We start from the raw sequence: 20,606 nt of genomic DNA, 5'->3' as shown, positions 1-20,606 counted from the left end.
TGCACCATGAGCCTGAAATGGATTGATGTACTTGAGATCGCCATTCAGCTTGCAGAAAGCAAGCCTGAGGTCGATCCTCGTTATGTGAATTTCGTAGACCTGCACCGCTGGGTGCTGGCATTGCCAGAGTTCAGCGACGATCCGTCACGCGGCGGTGAGAAAGTGCTCGAGGCCATCCAGGCTGCCTGGATCGACGAAGCCGACTAAGCGTCACTTGCAGGTTAGGCAATCCCCCGGAACCCGCGTATAATTCGCGGGTTTAATTTTTCGTGTCACTCATATTCTGGAGTTTTCCATGGCTGTTCAACGTACTTTCTCGATCATCAAGCCTGACGCCGTTGCCAAAAACGTCATCGGCAAGATCACCACTCGCTTCGAAGAAGCCGGCCTGAAAATCGTTGCCTCGAAAATCAAGCAACTGTCCAAAGCCGAAGCCGAAGGCTTCTACGCTGAGCACAGCGAGCGCGGCTTCTTCGGTGACCTGGTTGCCTTCATGACTTCCGGCCCGGTTGTTGTTCAGGTTCTGGAAGGCGAAAACGCCATTGCTCTGAACCGTGAGCTGATGGGCGCTACCAACCCTAAAGAAGCTGCTCCAGGCACCATCCGTGCTGACTTCGCCGAGTCGATCGACGCCAACGCCGTTCACGGTTCGGACTCCGAAGCTGCTGCTGCTCGCGAAATCGCTTACTTCTTTGCTGCTACCGAGGTAACCACTCGCTAAGCGAAAGCTTACGGGTGAGGGTGAATCCATGACGACATCTACTGGCAAAATCAACCTGTTGGGTCTGACCCAGCCGGAAATGGAACAATTCTTCGACTCGATCGGGGAAAAACGCTTCCGTGCCGGCCAGGTGATGAAATGGATTCACCATTTTGGCGTGTCCGACTTTGCGGCCATGACCAACGTAGGCAAGGTCTTGCGCGAAAAGCTCGAGGCCGTTGCCGAGATTCGGCCTCCGGAAGTGGTCAGTGAAGACATTTCCGCCGACGGTACCCGCAAGTGGGTGATCCGCGTTGCCTCCGGCAGCTGCGTCGAGACCGTCTACATTCCTACCGACGACCGCGGCACCTTGTGCGTATCGTCGCAAGCCGGCTGTGCCCTGGACTGCAGTTTCTGCTCCACTGGCAAGCAAGGCTTCAACAGCAACCTCACTGCCGCCGAAGTGATCGGCCAGGTGTGGCTTGCCAACAAATCCTTCGGGACCGTCCCTGCCAAAATCGACCGCGCGATTACCAACGTGGTGATGATGGGCATGGGCGAGCCCTTGCTGAACTTCGACAACGTCATCGCCGCCATGAAAATCATGATGGATGACCTGGGCTATGGCATTTCCAAGCGTCGCGTTACCCTGTCCACCTCGGGCGTGGTGCCGATGATCGACGAGCTGGCCAAGCACATCGACGTGTCGCTGGCCCTGTCGCTGCACGCACCGAACGACGAACTGCGCAACAAGCTGGTACCGATCAACAAGAAGTACCCGCTGAAAGTGCTGCTGGAGTCTTGCATGGGCTACATGTCCACCCTGGGTGGCAAGCGCGTGCTGACCATCGAGTACACCCTGCTCAAGGACGTCAACGACCAGCCTGAGCATGCCGCGCAAATGATCGAATTGCTGCGCGATGTACCGTGCAAGATCAACCTGATCCCGTTCAACCCGTTCCCGCATTCGGGCTACGAGCGGCCAAGCAACAACGCCATTCGTCGCTTCCAGGACCTGCTGCACCACGGTGGCTTCAACGTCACCACCCGCACCACCCGTGGTGACGATATCGATGCTGCCTGTGGTCAGCTGGTCGGCCAGGTCAACGACCGCACCCGCCGTAGCGAGCGCTACATCGCTGTGCGCCAGCTCTCCGCGGACGTCGAGCTGCAAGACAGCGCCGCCAGCCACTGACCGGGACTTTGCCCATGAGCCTGCGCGCCGCGCTGTCGATCCTTGCGCTCTTGCTGCTGGCCGGCTGTGTGTCGGGCGGCGCGAGCGACCCCCTGGCCAGCCGCCAGGGCAGGGCAGAGGCGGGGCGGGCTTATGTGCAACTGGGCCTGGGGTATTTGCAACAGGGTTTGACCGCGCAGGCCAAGGCGCCACTGGGCAAGGCCCTGGCCCTCGACAGCACCGATGCCGACGCGCACGCGGCCCTGGCGCTGGTATTCCAGGCCGAAGGTGAGCCGGCACTCGCCGAAGCCCACTTTCGCAAGGCCTTGCAAGCCCGCGCCGGCGACACGCGAATGCGCAACAATTACGGCAGTTTCCTTTATGCTCAGGGGCGATTTGCCGAGGCCGAGCAGATGTTTCGCCTGGCCAGCGCCGATACCCTGTATCCTGAGCGCTCACGCGTGTACGAGAACCTGGGCCTGACTGCCCTGAAGCTCGATCGCCGCGACCAGGCGCATGCTTACCTGCTGAAAGCGTTGCAACTCAACCAGCGGCAACCGAAAGCGTTGCTGGAAATGGCTGAGTTGTCCTACGAAAACAGGCATTATGTGCCGGCCCGGGACTACTACGATCGTTTCAGCCAGTTGAGCGACCACGATGCCCGTAGCCTGCTGCTGGGCAGTCGCCTTGCCCGGGTGTTCGACGAGCAGGGCACACTGGCCGAGATGGGCCAGCAATTACAACGACTTTATCCCGGTACGCCGGAATATCAGCAATACCTGTCGGAGCAACGATGAACGCCGCGCATCCCGAAGTAGCAGTAGCGCCTGGCCAGAACCCCGGTGAGCTTTTGCGCCTGGCCCGTGAGAAACGGGACTGGTCTCAAGCCGAGGTGGCCCGCAAGCTCAACCTCACTGTCAGTTCGTTGAACCACGTGGAAACCGGCGCCTTCGACAAGCTGCCAGGGCATACGTTTGCCCGTGGCTACATTCGCGCCTATGCCAAGCTCATGGACCTCGACCAGGCCGCCCTGGTAGAGGCCTTCGACCGCTACACCGGCACCCACGCCAAAGGCAGCGAGGTGCACTCGCTGGGCCGTATCGAAGAGCCGGTGCGCCTGTCGCACAACATTCTGCGCGGTGTCAGCCTGCTGTTGCTGGTGGCGGTGGTCGGTGGCGGCTTCGTCTGGTGGCAGGACCAGGGCAGCCTGCGTGGCAAGGACCTGGCCAAGATTGCTTTGGAGCACGTCGAAGTCGAAAGTGCCGACGGCACCACCCAGATTCACCCGCTCGATGAGCCTGAAGACCAGGCTGTTTCCGCTGGCCAGCAAGCCGAAAGCGCACCGCTGGCGCTGGAGCAGGGCGCTGCCGAACAGCCCGCCGCCGCTGCTGAACAGGCACCGGCAAGCCCGGCGCCAACCCTTGCTGCAGTGCCTGCGCCGACACCGGCCCAGCCAGCGTCCGCGCAGCCTGCACCTGCTGCAGTGGCTACCCCGGTAGCACCGGCTACCCCGGCACCGGCCGCTGTTGCACCTGCCGCACCGGCGCCGGCCGTGGCTGTCACCGAGCCAGCCGCAGTACCGGCAGGCAGCGCCAAGGTCGCCATCCAGTTCACCGCCGATTGCTGGACCCAGGTGTCCGATGGCAACGGCAAGGTGCTGTTCAGCGCCATCAAGCGCAAGGGGGACAACCTCGAACTGACCGGCAAGCCGCCGTTCGCGGTGCGTCTGGGCTTTGCCCGTGGCGCCCAGGTCAGCTACAACGGCCAGGCCGTCGATGTTGCCCCGTTCACCAGTGGCGAGACCGCTCGCCTGAAGTTGGGACAGTAAGTCATGCACGGCGAATCTCCGATCAAACGTCGCGAATCCCGCAAAATCTGGGTCGGCAATGTGCCGGTGGGTGGTGATGCGCCCATCGCTGTGCAGAGCATGACCAACACCGACACCAACGATGTGGCCGCCACCGTGGCGCAAATCCAGCGCCTGGTCGATGCCGGCGTGGACATCGTGCGTGTATCGGTGCCGGACATGGACGCCGCCGAGGCGTTCGGCAAGATCAAACAGCTGGTCAGCGTGCCGCTGGTCGCCGACATCCACTTCGATTACAAGATCGCCCTGCGTGTGGCCGAGCTGGGCGTGGATTGCCTGCGCATCAACCCCGGCAACATCGGCCGTGAAGATCGTGTACGCGCCGTGGTCGATGCCGCCCGCGACCGTGGTATCCCGATCCGTATCGGCGTCAACGCCGGCTCCCTGGAAAAAGACCTGCAGAAGAAGTACGGCGAGCCGACCCCGGCCGCATTGGTCGAGTCGGCCCTGCGCCACGTCGAGCACCTCGACCGCCTGGACTTCCAGGACTTCAAAGTCAGCGTCAAGGCCTCGGACGTGTTCATGGCCGTCGAAGCCTACCGCCTGCTGGCCAAGCAGATCGTGCAGCCGCTGCACCTGGGCATCACCGAAGCCGGTGGCCTGCGTTCGGGGACGGTGAAATCCGCCGTCGGCCTCGGTATGCTGCTGGCCGAAGGCATTGGCGATACCATCCGTATCTCGCTGGCGGCCGACCCGGTCGAAGAAGTGAAAGTCGGCTACGACATCCTCAAGTCGCTGCACCTGCGCTCGCGTGGCATCAACTTCATCGCCTGCCCGAGCTGCTCGCGGCAGAACTTCGATGTGGTCAAGACCATGAACGAGCTGGAAGGGCGCCTTGAAGACCTGCTGGTGCCGCTGGATGTGGCAGTGATCGGTTGCGTGGTCAACGGCCCGGGCGAAGCCAAGGAAGCCCATGTAGGGTTGACCGGCGGTACGCCAAACCTGATCTACATCGATGGCAAGCCTGCGCAGAAGCTGACCAATGACAACCTGGTCGATGAGCTGGAAAAACTCATCCGCCAGAAAGCGGCCGAAAAGGCCGAAGCCGATGCGGCGCTGATCGCCCGTGGCTGACACACAGAATTCGTAAGGACTATTCGTGAGCAAATCGCTGCAAGCCATCCGTGGCATGAACGACATCCTGCCAGAACAGTCGCCACTGTGGCGCTACTTCGAAGGCACCGTGGCCGGGCTGCTGGACACCTACGGGTACAGCCAGATCCGTACGCCGATCGTCGAGTTCACCGAGCTGTTCAAGCGCTCGATCGGTGAAGTGACCGATATCGTCGAAAAAGAGATGTACACCTTCGAGGATCGCAACGGCGATTCGCTCACCTTGCGCCCTGAAGGCACCGCCGCTTGCGTGCGTGCCGTGCTGGAGCATGGCATCACCGGCAATGGCCAGGTGCAGAAACTGTGGTACATCGGCCAGATGTTCCGCCACGAGCGCCCGCAGAAAGGCCGCTACCGCCAGTTCCACCAGATTGGCGTGGAAGTGTTCAACCTGGACGGCCCGGACATCGATGCCGAGCTGATCATGCTGACCTGGCGCCTGTGGGGCCTGCTGGGCATCCAGGACGCGGTCAAGCTGGAGCTCAACAGCCTGGGTACCAGTGAGGCCCGTGCACGCTACCGTGACGCGCTGGTCGAGTTCCTCTCGGCACGCCTGGAGCAGCTGGACGAAGACAGTCAGCGCCGCCTGAAGAGCAACCCGCTGCGCATTCTCGACAGCAAGGACCAGAACACCCAGGCGGTACTGGTGGGTGCGCCGAAGCTGGAAGACTACCTGGACGAAGCGTCCCGCGTGCACTTCGAAGGCCTGAAGGCCCGCCTGGACGCAGCCGGCATTCCGTTCGTGATCAACACCAAGCTGGTACGTGGCCTGGACTACTACAGCAAGACCGTGTTCGAGTGGGTCACCGACAAGTTGGGCGCCCAGGGCACCGTGTGTGCCGGCGGCCGCTACGACGGGCTGGTCGAGCAGATGGGCGGCAAGCCGACCACCGGCGTTGGTTTCGCCATGGGTATCGAGCGCCTGATCCTGCTGCTGGAAACCCTTGGCAAGGTACCGGAGTCCATCAGCCGCCAGATCGACGTCTACCTGTGCGCCTTTGGTGAGCAGGCCGAACTGGCAGGTCTGCGCCTGTCCGAAGGCCTGCGTGACCGCCTGCCGGGCCTGCGCCTGGCGGTAAACGCCGGTGGTGGCAGCTTCAAGAGCCAGTTCAAGAAAGCCGACAAGAGTGGCGCGCTGTTCGCCCTGATCCTGGGCGACGACGAGCTGGCCAAGCAAGAAATCGGCTTGAAGCCCCTGCGTGGCCAGGGCGAACAACAGAACATTGCCTGGGATGCTCTGGCAGAGCACCTGGAAACCGCGATCGCGCAGGCGTAACGCGGTTCAACAACGAATAGGCGAAAAGGAGTATTGGGGTGTCGAGTACCGATGATGATGATCTGGCAGGGGTCAAGGACTGGTGGAATCGCAACGGCAAGCCGCTGCTGACCGGCGCATTGCTGGCCGGCGTGGTGGTATTGGGCTGGAATACCTGGCACAAGTACCAGAACAACCAGTCGCAAGGTGCCTCGCAGCTGTATCAGGCGTTGCTTGAGACCAGCCTGACGCCGACTGGCCAGCCAGACGCCACCAAGGTCGCGGAACTGGCCGGCAAGCTCAAGAGCGAGTTTGGCGGTACTGCTTACGCCCAGTACGGCAGCCTGTTCGTGGCCAAGGTGGCAGTCGAGAGCGGTAAGCTCGACGACGCCGCTGCCGAGCTGAAAAGTGTGCTGGACAAGCCGGCCGACGTGACCTTGGGCGAGATTTCGCGCCAGCGTCTGGCTCGCGTGCTTGCCGCCCAGAACAAGGCCGAAGACGCGCTCAAGCTGCTTGACGGTGATGCCGACAAAGCCTTCCTGGCCAGCCGTGAAGAGTTGAAAGGTGACCTGCTGGTGCAACTGGGCCGTGCCGCCGACGCACACAGCGCTTACGAAAAAGCCAAGGCTGCGCTGTCCGATGACGCGGCAGTCGGTGGCCTGCAATTGAAGCTGGATGACCTGGCTAAAGGGGACGCGTAAGTGATCGGTTGGAAACATGCAGCAGTGCTGACCCTGGCCGTGCTGGCCGCAGGTTGCAGCAGCAACAGCAAGAAGGAACTGCCTCCGGCCGAGCTGACCAAGTTCACCGAGGAAGTGGTGCTGAAGAAGCAGTGGAGCCGTTCGATCGGTGACGGCCAGGGTGAAACCTACAACACCCTGGTGCCGGCCATCGAGAACGACCGTATCTACGCCTCCGACGTCAACGGCGAAGTGTTCGCCCTGGACCGCATCACTGGCGATGTCGTGTGGAAGAAGGACCTGGAGCTGCAGGTTTCCGGCGCAGTTGGCGTGGGCTATGGCCTGGTCATGCTCGGCACCCTCAAGGGTGAAGTGATTGCCCTGGATTCCAGCACCGGTGAAGAGCGTTGGCGCTCCCGCGTGACCAGCGAAGTGCTGGCCCCGCCTGCCAACAACGGTGATGTGGTGGTGGTGCAAACCCAGGACGACCGCCTGATTGGCCTGGATGCCGCTACTGGCGACCGCCGCTGGATCTACGAAAACACCCCGGCCGTACTGACCCTGCGTGGCACCGGTGCCCCGATTGCCACCAACCGCCTGGCCATTGCCGGCCTGTCCACTGGCAAGGTGGTGGCGGTGGACATCAATAACGGCGTGCCAGTGTGGGAAAGCCGTGTGGCCATTCCACAAGGCCGTTCCGAGCTGGACCGTGTGGTCGACATCGATGGCGGCTTGCTGCTGTCCGGTGAAACCCTCTACGTCAGCACCTATCAGGGCCGTGTAGCGGGCCTGGACCTGGAAAGCGGCCGTGTGCTGTGGCAGCGTGATGCGTCCAGCTACGTGGGCGTTGCCCAAGGTTTCGGCAATGTCTACGTCAGCGAAGCGTCGGGTACCGTGGAAAGCGTCGACGAGCGCACTTCCAGCGCCCTGTGGACCAACGACACCATGGCGCGCCGCCAGCTGTCGGCGCCGGAAGTGTTTTCCAGCTACGTAGCGGTAGGCGACTTTGAAGGTTACCTGCACCTGCTGAGCCAGGTCGATGGCCGCTTCGTCGGCCGTGAGCGTATCGACAGCGATGGCCTGCGCGCCCGCCCACTTGTGGTCGGCGACACCATCTACGTCTTCGGCAACAGCGGCAAGCTCGAGGCACTGACCATCCGCTGAAGCTATGCTTGAAGCCTTGGCGGGCTTCAAGCTGCGGCGTAGGACACGCCGCCCGTACTCCGGCCGCTGCCTTGCAGCGGCCTTTGCATTTTCAAGAATTCGAGAGTGGAGAGCCGATGGTTCCCGTAATTGCCCTGGTGGGCCGCCCGAACGTCGGCAAATCCACCATGTTCAACCGCCTGACCAAAACCCGCGATGCCATCGTCGGTGACTTGTCGGGCCTGACCCGTGACCGCCAGTATGGCGATGCCAGCTGGCAGGGTCGTTCCTTCATCCTGATCGACACCGGTGGTATTACCGGTGACGAAGTGGGCATGGACGAGAAAATGGCCGAGCAGTCGCTCATGGCCATCGAAGAAGCCGACTACGTGCTGTTCCTGGTCGATGCCCGCGCCGGCATGACCGCCGCCGACCAGATGATTGCCGAGCACCTGCGCAAGCGCAACAAAGAGGCGATTCTGGTCGCTAACAAGATCGACAACATCGACGCCGACGTAGCTCGCGCCGAGTTCTCGCCGCTGGGCATGGGCAACGCCATTCCGGTGGCGGGCTCCCAGGGCCGTGGCATCAACGCGCTGATGGAGGCCGTGCTTGGCCACCTGCCGCGCGACCAGGTCGAAGAAGCCCTGGACGCCGAAGTCGCCGAAGGCGAAGAAGCTGTGCGCATCCCTGGCCCGAGCGAGAAAGATGGCATCAAGATCGCCATTATCGGCCGCCCGAACGTGGGTAAATCCACCCTGGTCAACCGCATGCTCGGTGAAGAGCGCGTGGTGGTCTATGACCAGCCGGGTACCACCCGTGACAGTATCTACATCCCGTTCGAACGCGATGGCGAGAAGTACACCTTCATCGACACCGCCGGTGTGCGCAAACGCGGCAAGATCCACGAGGAAGTCGAGAAGTTCTCGGTGGTGAAGACGCTGCAGGCGATCAAGGACGCCAACGTGGTGATCTTCGTCATGGACGCCCGCGAAGGTGTGGTGGACCACGACCTGAACCTGCTGGGCTTTGCCCTGGAAGCGGGCCGCGCCATCGTCATCGCCCTGAACAAGTGGGATGGCATGCAGCCCGGCGAACGCGACTACGTGAAGACCGAGCTGGAGCGCCGGCTGTTCTTCGTTGACTTCGCCGACATCCACTTCATCTCCGCCTTGCATGGCACTGGCGTGGGTAACCTGTACAAGTCGGTGCAGGCCGCGTTCAAGTCGGCGGTAACCCGTTGGCCTACCAGCCGGCTGACGCAGATCCTGGAAGACGCCGTGAGCGAGCACCAGCCACCGCTGGTGAACGGTCGCCGCATCAAGCTGCGCTATGCCCACCTGGGGGGGGCCAACCCGCCGCTGATTGTGATTCACGGTAACCAGACCGAGAAAATTCCGAAGTCGTACTCGCGTTACCTGGAGAACACCTACCGCCGTGTGCTGAAGCTGGTCGGTACGCCGATCCGCATCGAGTACAAGGGCGGTGAGAACCCGTACGAGGGCAAGAAGAACACCCTCACCGACCGCCAGGTCAACAAGAAGCGCCGCCTGATGTCGCACCACAAGAAGGCCGAGAAGAAGCGCCGCGACAAGCGCTGATTCCGCCTCAGCCTCTTCGCGGGCTTGCTCGCGAAGAGGCCGTTTGATCCAAAGCAATGCCCCTAATGTTTCAACCTTTTTCCTGACCGCCCGATCCGCTATGCTCGGACTCCACCCCGTGCCGGATACACCCCAGGAAAGAGGGCTCCATGATCCGCAGCAAACTGCCGAACGTCGGCACGACCATCTTCACCACCATGTCCCAGCTCGCCGTGCAGACCGGTGCGCTCAACCTGTCCCAGGGTTTCCCTGATTTCAACGGCCCGCAGGCCCTGCTCGATGCAGTGGGCCAGCATGTGGCTGCCGGGCACAACCAGTATTCGCCCATGACCGGCCTGCCGGCCCTGCGCCAGCAGGTGGCAGCCAAGGTCGAGCGCCTGTATGGCGCCAAGGTGGATGCGGACCAGGAAGTGACCATCACCCCCGGTGCCACCGAGGCGATCTTCTGTGCCATTCAGGCTGTGGTCCATGCGGGTGACGAGGTCATCGTCTTCGACCCTTGCTACGACAGTTACGAGCCGTCCGTGGAGCTGGCCGGTGGCCGCTGCGTGCATGTGCAACTCAGCGACGGCGACTTCCGCATCGACTGGCAGAAGTTCAGCGATGCCTTGAGCCCGCGCACGCGCATGATCATTCTCAACTCGCCGCATAATCCCAGTGGCGCGTTGATTACCCGCGAAGACCTCGACCAGTTGGCGGCACTCATTGCCGACCGTGATATCTACCTGGTCAGCGACGAGGTCTACGAGCACCTGGTGTACGACGGCGTACGCCACGCCAGCGTGCTGGCCCATGAGCAGTTGTATCAACGCGCCTTCGTGGTCAGCTCGTTCGGCAAGACCTACCACGTGACCGGCTGGAAGACCGGCTACGTGATCGCGCCCCCGGCGCTGAGCGCGGAGCTGCGCAAGGTTCACCAGTACGTCAACTTCTGCGGCGTGACGCCTTTGCAATGTGCGCTGGCCGACTTCATGGCCGAGCACCCCGAGCACATCGATGAACTGCCGGCCTTCTACCAGGCCAAGCGTGACCTGTTCTGCGGTTTGCTGGACGGTTCGCGGTTCAGCTTCACCCGCACGGCGGGTACCTATTTCCAGCTGGTGGACTATTCGCAGATCCGCCCGGACCTGAACGATGTCGACATGTCGCTGTGGCTCACCCGCGAGCACGGTGTGGCGACCATTCCGGTGTCGGTGTTCTACCAGCAACCCATCCCCGAGCAACGCCTGGTCCGCCTGTGCTTTGCCAAACGAGAGGAGACGCTGCGTCAGGCAGCGGAACGACTATGCGCGATTTGAGCACACTGCCGAACCTGAGAGTCGCCCTGGTGCAAACCACCCTGGCCTGGCACGACCGCGAGGCCAACTATGCGCACTTCGAGGTGCTGCTGGAGCAGGTGGGCGAGGTGGACCTGGTAATCCTGCCGGAAATGTTCACCACCGGTTTCTCGATGCAATCGGAAAGCCTGTGCGAGCCGGAGAACGGCCCGACCTACAAGTGGCTGAAGGCCCAAGCGAAGAAATGCAACGCGGTGATTACCGGTAGCGTGATCATCCAGGCCGCTGACGGCAGCCACCGCAACCGCCTGCTGTGGGCGCGGCCGGATGGCGAAATTCTGCATTACGACAAGCGCCACCTTTTCCGCATGGCCGGTGAGCACAAGCACTACACCCCGGGCGAGCGCCAGGTCCAGTTCGAGCTCAAGGGCTGGCGAATTCGCCCACTGATCTGCTACGACCTGCGCTTCCCGGTGTGGAGCCGCGATGCCCAGGACACCGACCTGCTGCTGTACACCGCTAACTGGCCGGCTGCGCGGCGCCAACACTGGAACCGGCTGCTGCCGGCGCGGGGGATCGAGAACCTGTGCTATGTGGCAGCGGTTAACCGGGTGGGGACGGATGGCAAAGGCTTTGCGTATTCGGGCGATAGCCAGGTGCTGGACTTCCAGGGTGAGAGCCTGCTCAGTGCCGGGGAAGCGGACGGGGTGTTCACTGCAGTGTTGAGCGCGGCGGAGCTGGCGGCTTACCGGGCCAAGTTCCCGGCCAACCTGGATGCCGATACCTTCGAGCTTCACTGACGGCCTGAACTGTTCCTATCGCCGGCAAGCCAGCTCCCACAGGTACTGCACAGTATTCGAAATCTGTGAGGACCCTGTGGGAGCGGGCTTGCCCGCGAAGAGGCCGGCGCTGGTTACATTAATTTTCGATCAATACACATCCCGGCGATACCGTCCATCTTCGATCAATTGCTGCACAGCGGCCTCCCCAAGCATGCCGTTGAGCGCTGCATCCACGCCAGCAGCCATGCCTCGCAGACTGCCGCAGACATACACACAGGCGCCCTCAGCGACCCAGCGCTTGAACTCATCAGCCTGCTGCAGCAACACATCCTGCACATACACCTTCTCAGCCTGATCGCGTGAAAACGCCAGGTCCAGCCGTGCCAGGTCGCTGCTGTCCAGCCAGCCTTGCAGCTCATCGCCACATAGCAGGTCATGCGCCCGGTTACGCTCGCCGAACAGCAGCCAGTTACGCTGCTCGCCAGCATTCACCCGCGCCCGGATCAGGCTACGCAGGCCGGCCAGGCCGGTGCCGTTACCGATCAGAATCATCGGTGCGGCACTTTCCGGCAGGTGGAAGCCGCTGTTACGCCGCAGGCGCAGGCTCAAGGTGCCGTTCAGCGGCAGGTACTCGGTCAGCCAGCCCGAGCCCAGGCCCAGATGGCCATCGGCGTGGCGTTCCTGGCGCACGATCAGCTCCAGCACGCCATCGCTGGCGATCGAGGCGATGGAGTATTCGCGGCTGCCGATCGGCACCAGTGCGTCGATCAATGCCTGCGGCTGCAAGCCGATCAAGTGATCACGACGTGCCGGCAACTGGCGGCCAGCGAGCGCCTGGGCCAGGGTTTCGCTCAGGCCATTCACCTGCACCTTGGCGCTGGCGTCCAGCGCCAGGCCATTGAGGAAGGCGTCGACACGGGGCTGGCCATTGAGCGGCAGGATCTCCACCAGGTCGCCGGCCTCCCAGCTGGCAGGCGCTTCCGGTTGCAAGCCAAGCAGGTACACCGGCTGGCCCTGGCTGCCAGGGTTCAACAGTTCGCGGCGCACCAGTGACCAATTGGCAAAGCTCGGCGGCTGCCAGGCGGCCACCGGCTGGGCGCCGGTCAGCTGCGCCAGTTCTTGCTGCCACTGCTGCAGCGCTGCCTGGTCGGCATTGTCCACTTCCACCGGGCTGAACGCGCTGCTGGCACCGCGCTCACCCAGCCATGCCTGCAAGCGGCGGGCGAAGCCGCAGAAGTGCGGATACTGGCGGTCGCCGAGGGCGAGTACAGCGTAGCTGAGGTTGTTCAGCGCCCAAGGTTGGCCAAGTACCTTGCGCTCGAAGGCGCGGGCGCTGTCGGGGGCTTCGCCGTCGCCGAAGGTGCTGACCACGAACAGCGCGCGGCGGGCTTGTCGAAGGTCGTTTTCACCCAGTTCGGCCAGGGCGCGCACCTGTACCGGCATGCCCGCTGCTTGCAGCTGCCCGGCGCTCTGCCAGGCCAGTTGCTCGGCAAAGCCGCTTTGGCTGGCAAAACTGATCAGCCAGCTTTCGCCGCTGCCATTGTTGCTGGCAACGCTGCCACGGGCTTCGCGCACCTGGCGCTTCTTGCGGCGGCGGTCGAGGTACAGCAGCCAGCCGGTGACGAAGAACAGCGGCATGGTCAGGCTGGCGATAGTGACGATGATGCGGCCCGGCAGGCCGAAGTATTCGCCAACGTGCAGGGCGTAGACGCTTTGCAGTAGCTGGGCCTTGAAGGACTTGTCGGTGTAGCGGTCGTGGTTTTTCACCTGGCCGGTGGCCGGGTCCAGCACCAAGGTGTTGAACGCGCGCGGGTGATCGGCGTTGTCCAGCAAGTAGAACAGGTTGGCAGGCTGGCCACCCACCGGCGGCAGGCGCAGGTTATACATGGCCAGGCCTGGGCCGGCAGCGTTTTTGAGGTTGGCCCAGATCGCGTCATAGTCGACCACCAGCGGCGGGGCGTTCTTGTCGACTTTCTGCGGCCCGTGGCGGCCACGGCCTTCGCCGCGTTTTTGTTGCTGGCCCGCGGCCGGCTTGTCGGCCAGCAGCTTGTTCAGGCCTTCGCGGTACCATTCATAGGACCAGAACAGCCCGGTAAGGGCGAACAGCAGATAGAACAGCAGGCACCAGGTACCGGCCACGGCGTGCAGGTCCCAGTTGAAGGCTCGACCTTTCTTGGCCCAGTCGAAGGTCAGCCAGGTGCGCCAGTCCAGTGCCTTGCGCGGCCAGCGCAGGTACAGGCCGGAGAGGCAGAAGAACACCAGCATCAGGGTGCAGGCACCGGTAATCTGCCGGCCGGTGTCGCCCATGGCCAGGAAGCGGTGCAGGTTGAGCATGAGGTTGAAGAAGCCTTGCCCGGCCACTTTGCCCTTGAGTTCGCCGGTGTAGGGGTCGGCATAGCGCAGCTCGCCACGGCGTTCGCCGGGTGGCGGCATGAAGAAGATCCGTGCGGCGTTGCCTTCACGCACGTCGACCCACAGCATCGACACCTTGTCGTGTTGCTGGGCCTCGACTCGCTGGACCAGCTCGGCTGGCGGCAGCACGCCTTCGGCGCGCACCTCTACCTTGAGCACATCGGCATTGAATGCGCGCAGCAGTTCTTCCTGGAACGAATACAAGGCCCCGGTGATGCCCATCAAGGCCAGCACCAGGCCAGCGGTGATGCCAAAGAACCAGTGCAATTGGAACAGCGTCTTCTTCACCACGTCTCTCACCTTGTGTTGCTGCCGCTACCTGCGCGGCGTGCATTATGCCTTGATACGCAAAAGCCCCGCTCACTGGTATGAACGGGGCTTTGGGTTGCTGCGTTAGAAGTGAACGCTGGTGGTCAACAGTGCAGTCCGCCCGGCCGCCTGGTTGGCGAAGTGGGTGGAGAAGGCCTTGTCGTAGTACACCTCGTTCGTCAGGTTCTGCACGTTCAGCTGCAGGTCGACGTTCTTGGTCAGCTTGTAGGCCGCCATGGCGTCGTAGCGAACGTAGCTGTCGACCATGGTGGTGTTGGCTACGCTGCCGTACACGTCATCCACGTAGAACGCACCGCCACCGATGGTCAGCTTCGGCGTGATCGCGTAAGTGGTCCACAAGCTGGCGCTGTTGTTTGGCGTGTTCGGCAGTTGGTTGCCGTCGTTGGCCTTGCCCAGCGGGCCGCCGTCGATCTGGCGTGCCTGCATGTAGGTGTAGCCGGCGAACACCTGCCATTTATCGGTCAGCTTGCCGCTGGCAGACAGTTCAATACCTTGCACGCGGGTTTCACCGACGTTCTCGTAGGTGTTGGTGTTGACCTGTACCCGGGCGTTTTCTTTCTCGGTGCGGAACAGCGCCGCAGCCAGAGACAGGCGCTCGTCAAGCAGGTTCCACTTGGTGCCGATCTCGTAGTTGGTGGTTTCTTCCGGCTCCATATCGCTGGCCAGCAGATTCCCGTTGCGGTCAGGTGTGCCACCCAGCGGGTTGCCTTCGGTACCTTCGCCGAGCATGGCGCCTGGTGGCGTTGCGGAGGTGGCGTAGGACACGTAGATGCTGCCGTTTTCGGCCGGCTTCCACACCAGACCCAGTTGGCCGGTCACGAACTCGCTGACGTCGTTGCCTTTGGCAGTGGTGGTGCCAGCGGCGTTGTAGGTTTTGTAGTCGGTGTCGAAGTGGTCGTATCGCAGGCCCATGTTGACCAGCCACTCGGGGGTCAGCTCCAGGGTGTCGAATACATAGATCGCGCGGGTCTTGCTGTTGGTGGTGGTGCCAGCGTAGTTGCGCGAGATGGTGCCGTTCCACGGATCATCCGGGTTCGGGTTGCTCAGCGAGGTGCAGTTGTACCCGCTGGTGGAGCCGATCATGCCCGGTGTGCAGTTGGTATTGGCGCTGCCGCCTGGGACGGTGTCGGTGTCAACGGTGTAGCTGGAGCGCTCGCTTTCTTCACGGCTCAGCTCGATACCGGTGGAGAAGCTGTTTTTCAAACCACCGACGTAGAACTCGCCGAACAGGTCGGTCTGGTTGGTGGTGGTGGCGGTATTACCCACCCGGGTGTTGGCACGACGCCACACGCTGCCGTTGTTGACGTTGCCCTTGCTGTCGTCAGGCTGGGTCAGGATGTAGTCCTGCATGCTGTTGCCGTGACGCAGGGTGTTCTTGATGGTCAGCGCGTCGGTCAGGTCGTGCTCGATGGCGAAGGTGGCGATGTCCACGCGGGTCTTGCGGAAGTCGCGACCGGTCAGGCCGTAGAAGTTATCGCTGTCGCCGCCGTCATTCGGTTTGCTCGGGTGCGCCGAGGTGCGCCCGGCGCTGCCGTTGGTCGGGATGGTGTATGGGATGCCCGAATCCGGCAGATCGTCGCTTTCCAGGTGGTAGTAGTCAAGGTTGACGCGGGTTGGCGTGCCCAGGCCGAAGGCCAGCGACGGGGCGATACCCCAGCGGTCGTAGTTGACCTTGTCGCGGCCGGCGACGTTGCTTTCGTGGGTCATCAGGTTCAGGCGGCCGGCAACGGTATCGCTGAACTGGTAGTTGCCATCGAAGGTGTAGCGCTGGGTCTGGTCGCTGCCCCAAGTCCAGGCGCCGTCGAGCGAGTTGCCAAGGTGCGCGCGCTTGCTCACCAGGTTGATGGTGCCGCCGGCAGCGCCACGGCCACCGATGGCCGAGTTAGGGCCCTTGGCCACTTCCACCGACTCGATGGCGAAAATTTCGCGGGTTTGCGCGCCAGTGTCTCGCACGCCGTCCAGGTAGGTATCACCCTGGGCATCGAAGCCACGAATGAACGGGCGGTCGCCTTGCGGGTTGCCGCCTTCGCCAGCACCGAAGGTAATGCCCGGCACAGTGCGCAGTGCGTCCTGCAGGGTCAAGGCATTGGTGTCCTTGATCACTTGCTGCGGGATCACGGTAACCGAGCGCGGGGTGTCTAACAGCGGCGCGGTGTACTTCTGCGAGGAGGCCTTTTCAACCTTGTAATCGGTGCTGGCTTGTTCAGCCTTGCCATTGACGCTGGTGGCGTCGAGGGTGATAGCGCTGGTGGCGGCCGGGTCGGCGGCGTAGACCGACGTGGCGCTAAGGGCGACACCGATGGCAGACACGATCAGGCGTGGCGAACTCACAGCAGATGGTACGGACTGGCGCATTGCTAAGGACCTTCCCCAAGGTGTTGAGGCGGCGGATCTTAATGTAAGCAATTGTGACTCACAATTGAGAGTCGTTACCATTCGTGAAGAATTTACAATCTTTACAATTTGCCTTTACGGTTTCATCCAGCTGAAACGTCTTAAGCGGCGAATGGGGCTTGTGCAGCGCAAAAGGGAATCAATATCATTGGCGCCTTTACACTTCCTAACGGTGCTGCTGCCATGCTGCTTCACATCCCAGGCCTGTTCGACGCTGATGAGCTGGCCCGTATTCGCGAGGCGCTGGAGCAGGCCGACTGGGCTGATGGCAAGGCTACGGCTGGCTACCAGTCGGCCAAGGCCAAGCACAACCTGCAGTTGCCGGAAGGGCACCCGCTGGCCAAGGAGATTGGCAGCGCGCTGATCGACCGGCTGTGGAAAACCCCGCGCTTCATGTCGGCGGCCTTGCCACACAAGGTGTTCCCGCCGCTGATCAACTGCTACCGCGAAGGCGGCAACTTCGGTTTTCACATCGACAACGCCCTGCGCCAGCCCAAGGGCAGCCCGGAGCGGGTGCGTACCGACCTGTCTTCCACGCTGTTCCTCAGCGACCCGGACAGCTACGACGGTGGCGAGTTGGTGATTCAGGACACTTACGGCGTGCAGCAGGTCAAGTTGGCCGCCGGTGACCTGGTGCTGTACCCCGGCACCAGCCTGCACAAGGTAAACCCGGTAACCCGTGGCCAGCGTTACGCCGCATTTTTCTGGACCCAGAGCCTGGTGCGTGAGGACAGCCAGCGGACGCTGTTGTTCGAGATGGATAACGCTATCCAGCAATTGACTGCCGATGTGCCGGACCATCCGTCGCTGCTGCAACTGACCGGCACGTACCACAACCTGCTGCGCCGCTGGGCTGAGGTATGAGCCGTGTCCTACCAGTTGCGACGTGAGGAAGTGGTGGATGTGGCCGGTTTGCAGGCCATGCTGGAGGAAAGCCCCGGCAAGGCCGCTCAGGCGATTCTGGCGGCAGCGGGGCAGGGCGCGGTCGAGGCGCAGTTGCTGTTGGGGCAGATCCTGCTGGATGGCCGTGGAATCCAGGAGGATGCCACCGTGGCCCGGCGTTGGTTTGGCATCGCCGCACAGGGCGGCAGTGCCATGGCGCACAACATGCTCGGGCGTTGCCTGGAGCATGGTTGGGGCGGCGAGCCGAGCCTGACGCAGGCGGCCATCCACTATGCGCGCGCGGCTGATGCCGGTTTGGATTGGGGCCTTTACAATCTGGGCAACCTGCTGGCCACTGGTCGCGGGGTGCCGGCCAATCAGGCGCAGGCACTGATGTGCTACGAGAAGGCTGCGCAGATGGGGCATGCCAAGTCGATGAACCTGTACGGGCGTTACCTGGAGCAGGGCATTGCAACGGCGCCAAGCCCGGCGCGAGCGGTGCGCTGGTATCGGCGTTCGGCTGAGGCTGGGGATTTTCGAGGGATGTTCAGCCTGGCGCTGGTACTGGTAGAGCGCGGGCAGATGGCGGAGGCCGGGCAGTGGTTGGAGCGGGCGCGGGTTGAGGGGAACATGAATTTCCTGCGCGCTGCGTTGGTGACCTTGCAGGGCGCTGGGCCGGTGTTGATGGCCTTTGCGGGGCGGTATGCCGAGGAGATCGAACGGCGCGAAGACCGTTCCAATCCGACCGGTTGACGCGGTCAGGTGTAGGAGCGGCCTTGGGGGCACGCAAACAAAAACGGGGCCTTGCGGCCCCGTTCTGCATTACAGGTAGTAAGCCTTCAGCGGCGGGAAGCCGTTGAATTCCACCGCGCTGTAGCTGGTGGTGTAGGCGCCGGTCGACAGCCAGTACAGGCGGTCACCGATGGCCAGGTTCAGCGGCAGGCCGTACTTGTAGTTTTCGTACATGATGTCGGCGCTGTCGCAGGTCGGGCCGGCGATGACCACTTCTTCGGCTTCGCCTTTCTTCTCGGTCCAGATCGGGAACTTGATGGCTTCGTCCATGGTTTCGATCAGGCCGGAGAACTTGCCCACATCGGTGTAGATCCAGCGCTCGACTGCGGTACGCGACTTGCGCGCCACCAGCACCACTTCGCTGACCAGGATACCGGCGTTGGCAATCAGCGAACGGCCTGGCTCCAGGATGATTTCCGGCAGCTCGTCACCGAAGTCTTCCTTCAGGAAGCGGATGATTTCTTCAGCGTAGGTTTCCAGGCTGTTGGTACGGGTGATGTAGTTGGCCGGGAAGCCGCCACCCATGTTGATCAGCTTGAGCTCGATGCCATCTTCTTCCTTCAGGCGCTCGAAGATCACCTTGACCTTGGCAATGGCAGCATCCCACACGCTGATGTCGCGCTGCTGCGAGCCCACGTGGAAGGAGATGCCGTAAGGCACCAGGCCCAGGTCGCGGGCGAGGATCAGCAGGTCCATGGCCATGTCGGTCTGGCAGCCGAACTTGCGGGACAGCGGCCAGTCAGCCGTGGTCGAGCCTTCAGTCAGGATACGCACGTACACTTTCGAGCCCGGTGCGGCCTTGGCGATGTTGCGCAGGTCGGCTTCCGAGTCGGTGGCGTACAGGCGCACGCCCTTCTCGTAGAAGTAGCGGATGTCCTTGGACTTCTTGATGGTGTTGCCGTAGCTGATACGGTCGGCGCTGACGCCACGGCCCAGCACTTTGTCCAGCTCGTAGATCGAGGCGATGTCGAAGCTCGAACCTTTCTCTTTGAGCAGGTCGATGATTTCGACGGCCGGGTTGGCCTTGACCGCGTAGTACACCTTGGCGAATTCGAAACCGGCGCGCAGGTCGTCATAGGCCTGGCTGATCATCTGGGTATCGATGAGTACGAACGGGGTTTCCTGCTTGTCGGCGAACGCCTTCATTTTCTGGAAGGTGTCACGCGCGAAATAGTCTTCGACCTGGATCGACATGCTCAGGGACTCCATGGGCAAACTGAAAGAATAAGTGGCTGCAAACTGAACGTCCTCCGTATCCCCACTTTGGTTCGCCTACTCAGTACTTGAGCCGGATGGATCGTTTCCAGCATGGACGTTCGGCGCGCACTTTAGGGCGTGAAGAATGCAGAATCAACAGGTAATCCGGGCGTGATCGGCGTGGATCGACGACCAGCCATTTGAATAGACGACCCATGTGACCGGCTGATGTTCCCCACGATGTTTCAAGCGTAAAAAATTGTGGAATAGACCGCATTGGGGCCTTCGCCGGTAAACCCGCTCCTACAGGGTTTTCGCCATTCCTGTGGGAGCGGGTTTACCCGCGAAAGGGCCAGGGGTGTTCATATTTATGGCCACATTTTCCTGGTACCCACGTACAGGAAATGGCTCATAAATTTTTTGTTACCGACTGGCGGATTTGCTGGTTTTGATGAGAAACATTACTATTCGCACCCTTGTCTGCCTTCCTGATGACCCCCGACCGTGTCCGGACACAAAGGCTTCCTCGACCATTACCATGAGCTGATCGGCACCTGGACGCGCAAACTGCGCAGTCGTCAGCAGGCCGAGGACCTCACCCACGATGCCTTTGTCCGGGTACTGGAGAACCCGCGCGAACAGGTTGAGCAGCCGCGTGCCTACTTGCACCAGACCGCACGCAACATTGTCGTGGATGGCTTGCGCCGCGAAGACCGCCGCCAGGCCCTGGAACTGGAAGCTTTCGACGATGGCGGTAGCGGCAGTGGCGACCCGGAGGCCTACGTGCAAGCCCTGGAGCTGGCCGACAGCGTCGAGCGGGCACTGGCCGAGCTGCCGCTCAACTGCCGGCAGGTGTTCATCTGGCAGAAGCTCGAAGGCCTTACCCAAGCCGAAATCGCCGAGCGCATGGGGTTGAGCAAGAACATGGTCGAAAAGTATATGATCCGCACGCTCCGGCACTTGCGTGAACATGTGGATGTGTCGGCATGAAGCGTCAGGAGACCTTT

General features: G+C 62.2%; 18 protein-coding genes. 15 read left to right on the top strand and 3 right to left on the bottom strand.

The features are described from left to right. The first annotated feature begins 6 nt into the window (after nt 1-6). The 12 genes from iscX (at nt 7) to FHW75_RS09435 (ending at nt 11,610) form a co-directional block, all read left to right on the top strand. Nucleotides 7-207 (top strand): Fe-S cluster assembly protein IscX, encoded by a 201-nt coding sequence (gene iscX, locus FHW75_RS09490; protein WP_016713204.1) that lies wholly within the window; start codon nt 7-9, stop codon nt 205-207. A gap of 88 nt (nt 208-295) precedes the next feature. Further along, nucleotides 296-721, top strand: a complete 426-nt coding sequence (gene ndk / locus FHW75_RS09485; protein ID WP_016713203.1) for a nucleoside-diphosphate kinase — start codon at nt 296-298, stop codon at nt 719-721. 28 nt (nt 722-749) lie between these two features. Continuing rightward, nucleotides 750-1,895, top strand: a complete 1,146-nt coding sequence (gene rlmN, locus FHW75_RS09480; RefSeq protein ID WP_161751437.1) for a 23S rRNA (adenine(2503)-C(2))-methyltransferase RlmN — start codon at nt 750-752, stop codon at nt 1,893-1,895. 14 nt (nt 1,896-1,909) lie between these two features. After that, on the top strand, nt 1,910-2,671 hold the full coding sequence (pilW, locus tag FHW75_RS09475; protein ID WP_019098531.1) for a type IV pilus biogenesis/stability protein PilW: 762 nt from the start codon (nt 1,910-1,912) through the stop codon (nt 2,669-2,671). Then, nucleotides 2,668-3,702: a RodZ domain-containing protein gene (locus FHW75_RS09470; protein ID WP_025753809.1), complete on the top strand. Its 1,035-nt coding sequence runs from the start codon at nt 2,668-2,670 to the stop codon at nt 3,700-3,702. The genes pilW and FHW75_RS09470 overlap by 4 nt, the downstream gene beginning before the upstream one ends. Before the next feature lie 3 nt (nt 3,703-3,705). Beyond that, nucleotides 3,706-4,815: a flavodoxin-dependent (E)-4-hydroxy-3-methylbut-2-enyl-diphosphate synthase gene (ispG, locus tag FHW75_RS09465; protein ID WP_016713199.1), complete on the top strand. Its 1,110-nt coding sequence runs from the start codon at nt 3,706-3,708 to the stop codon at nt 4,813-4,815. 25 nt (nt 4,816-4,840) lie between these two features. Then, nucleotides 4,841-6,130 carry a histidine--tRNA ligase gene (gene hisS, locus FHW75_RS09460; RefSeq protein WP_016713198.1) on the top strand — a complete coding sequence of 430 codons (1,290 nt, stop codon included), beginning with the start codon at nt 4,841-4,843 and terminating at the stop codon, nt 6,128-6,130. A gap of 38 nt (nt 6,131-6,168) precedes the next feature. Further along, nucleotides 6,169-6,810: a tetratricopeptide repeat protein gene (locus FHW75_RS09455; protein WP_016713197.1), complete on the top strand. Its 642-nt coding sequence runs from the start codon at nt 6,169-6,171 to the stop codon at nt 6,808-6,810. Continuing rightward, complete coding sequence (gene bamB / locus FHW75_RS09450) at nt 6,811-7,953, top strand: outer membrane protein assembly factor BamB (RefSeq protein ID WP_016713196.1); 1,143 nt, start codon at nt 6,811-6,813, stop codon at nt 7,951-7,953. It begins immediately after the preceding gene. 116 nt (nt 7,954-8,069) lie between these two features. Further along, nucleotides 8,070-9,533, top strand: coding sequence for a ribosome biogenesis GTPase Der (der, locus tag FHW75_RS09445; protein WP_016713195.1), 1,464 nt, complete (start codon nt 8,070-8,072; stop codon nt 9,531-9,533). 149 nt (nt 9,534-9,682) lie between these two features. Further along, entirely contained in the window at nt 9,683-10,831 is a 1,149-nt protein-coding gene (locus FHW75_RS09440) for a pyridoxal phosphate-dependent aminotransferase (protein WP_183673534.1), read from the top strand. Then, nucleotides 10,819-11,610 carry an amidohydrolase gene (locus tag FHW75_RS09435; RefSeq protein WP_019098669.1) on the top strand — a complete coding sequence of 264 codons (792 nt, stop codon included), beginning with the start codon at nt 10,819-10,821 and terminating at the stop codon, nt 11,608-11,610. The genes FHW75_RS09440 and FHW75_RS09435 overlap by 13 nt, the downstream gene beginning before the upstream one ends. Nucleotides 11,611-11,739: 129 nt before the next feature. On the opposite strand, the gene FHW75_RS09430 is transcribed toward FHW75_RS09435, so the two are convergent. Beyond that, on the bottom strand, nt 11,740-14,295 hold the full coding sequence (locus tag FHW75_RS09430; protein WP_025753808.1) for a sulfite reductase flavoprotein subunit alpha: 2,556 nt from the start codon (nt 14,293-14,295) through the stop codon (nt 11,740-11,742). A gap of 102 nt (nt 14,296-14,397) precedes the next feature. Beyond that, nucleotides 14,398-16,689, bottom strand: coding sequence for a TonB-dependent siderophore receptor (locus FHW75_RS09425; RefSeq protein WP_019098671.1), 2,292 nt, complete (start codon nt 16,687-16,689; stop codon nt 14,398-14,400). A gap of 222 nt (nt 16,690-16,911) precedes the next feature. Here FHW75_RS09425 and FHW75_RS09420 point away from each other — a divergent pair, with 222 nt between their 5' ends. Together FHW75_RS09420 and FHW75_RS09415 are read left to right on the top strand one after the other, a co-directional pair. Next, a complete protein-coding gene (locus tag FHW75_RS09420) occupies nt 16,912-17,592 on the top strand; it encodes a Fe2+-dependent dioxygenase (protein ID WP_025753806.1) in 681 nt (226 codons plus the stop codon). A gap of 3 nt (nt 17,593-17,595) precedes the next feature. Further along, nucleotides 17,596-18,363: a tetratricopeptide repeat protein gene (locus FHW75_RS09415; protein WP_016713188.1), complete on the top strand. Its 768-nt coding sequence runs from the start codon at nt 17,596-17,598 to the stop codon at nt 18,361-18,363. Nucleotides 18,364-18,432: 69 nt separating this feature from the next. On the opposite strand, the gene FHW75_RS09410 is transcribed toward FHW75_RS09415, so the two are convergent. After that, on the bottom strand, nt 18,433-19,596 hold the full coding sequence (locus FHW75_RS09410) for a type III PLP-dependent enzyme (protein ID WP_016713187.1): 1,164 nt from the start codon (nt 19,594-19,596) through the stop codon (nt 18,433-18,435). Nucleotides 19,597-20,103: 507 nt separating this feature from the next. Here FHW75_RS09410 and FHW75_RS09405 point away from each other — a divergent pair. Beyond that, nucleotides 20,104-20,589, top strand: coding sequence for a sigma-70 family RNA polymerase sigma factor (locus FHW75_RS09405; protein WP_019098673.1), 486 nt, complete (start codon nt 20,104-20,106; stop codon nt 20,587-20,589). The last annotated feature ends 17 nt before the right edge of the window (nt 20,590-20,606 follow it).

Source organism: Pseudomonas sp. OG7 (genome assembly GCF_014192825.1).
Lineage (GTDB): Bacteria > Pseudomonadota > Gammaproteobacteria > Pseudomonadales > Pseudomonadaceae > Aquipseudomonas > Aquipseudomonas monteilii.
This window is presented reverse-complemented; position numbering and strand designations above follow the sequence as displayed.

Coding starts and splice junctions, on each gene's coding strand:
- iscX (WP_016713204.1), top strand. CDS start 7: ATGAGCCTGAAATGGATTGATGTACTTGAGATCGCCATTCAGCTTGCA.
- ndk (WP_016713203.1), top strand. CDS start 296: ATGGCTGTTCAACGTACTTTCTCGATCATCAAGCCTGACGCCGTTGCC.
- rlmN (WP_161751437.1), top strand. CDS start 750: ATGACGACATCTACTGGCAAAATCAACCTGTTGGGTCTGACCCAGCCG.
- pilW (WP_019098531.1), top strand. CDS start 1,910: ATGAGCCTGCGCGCCGCGCTGTCGATCCTTGCGCTCTTGCTGCTGGCC.
- FHW75_RS09470 (WP_025753809.1), top strand. CDS start 2,668: ATGAACGCCGCGCATCCCGAAGTAGCAGTAGCGCCTGGCCAGAACCCC.
- ispG (WP_016713199.1), top strand. CDS start 3,706: ATGCACGGCGAATCTCCGATCAAACGTCGCGAATCCCGCAAAATCTGG.
- der (WP_016713195.1), top strand. CDS start 8,070: ATGGTTCCCGTAATTGCCCTGGTGGGCCGCCCGAACGTCGGCAAATCC.
- FHW75_RS09440 (WP_183673534.1), top strand. CDS start 9,683: ATGATCCGCAGCAAACTGCCGAACGTCGGCACGACCATCTTCACCACC.
- FHW75_RS09435 (WP_019098669.1), top strand. CDS start 10,819: ATGCGCGATTTGAGCACACTGCCGAACCTGAGAGTCGCCCTGGTGCAA.
- FHW75_RS09425 (WP_019098671.1), bottom strand. CDS start 16,689: ATGCGCCAGTCCGTACCATCTGCTGTGAGTTCGCCACGCCTGATCGTG.
- FHW75_RS09420 (WP_025753806.1), top strand. CDS start 16,912: ATGCTGCTTCACATCCCAGGCCTGTTCGACGCTGATGAGCTGGCCCGT.
- FHW75_RS09410 (WP_016713187.1), bottom strand. CDS start 19,596: ATGTCGATCCAGGTCGAAGACTATTTCGCGCGTGACACCTTCCAGAAA.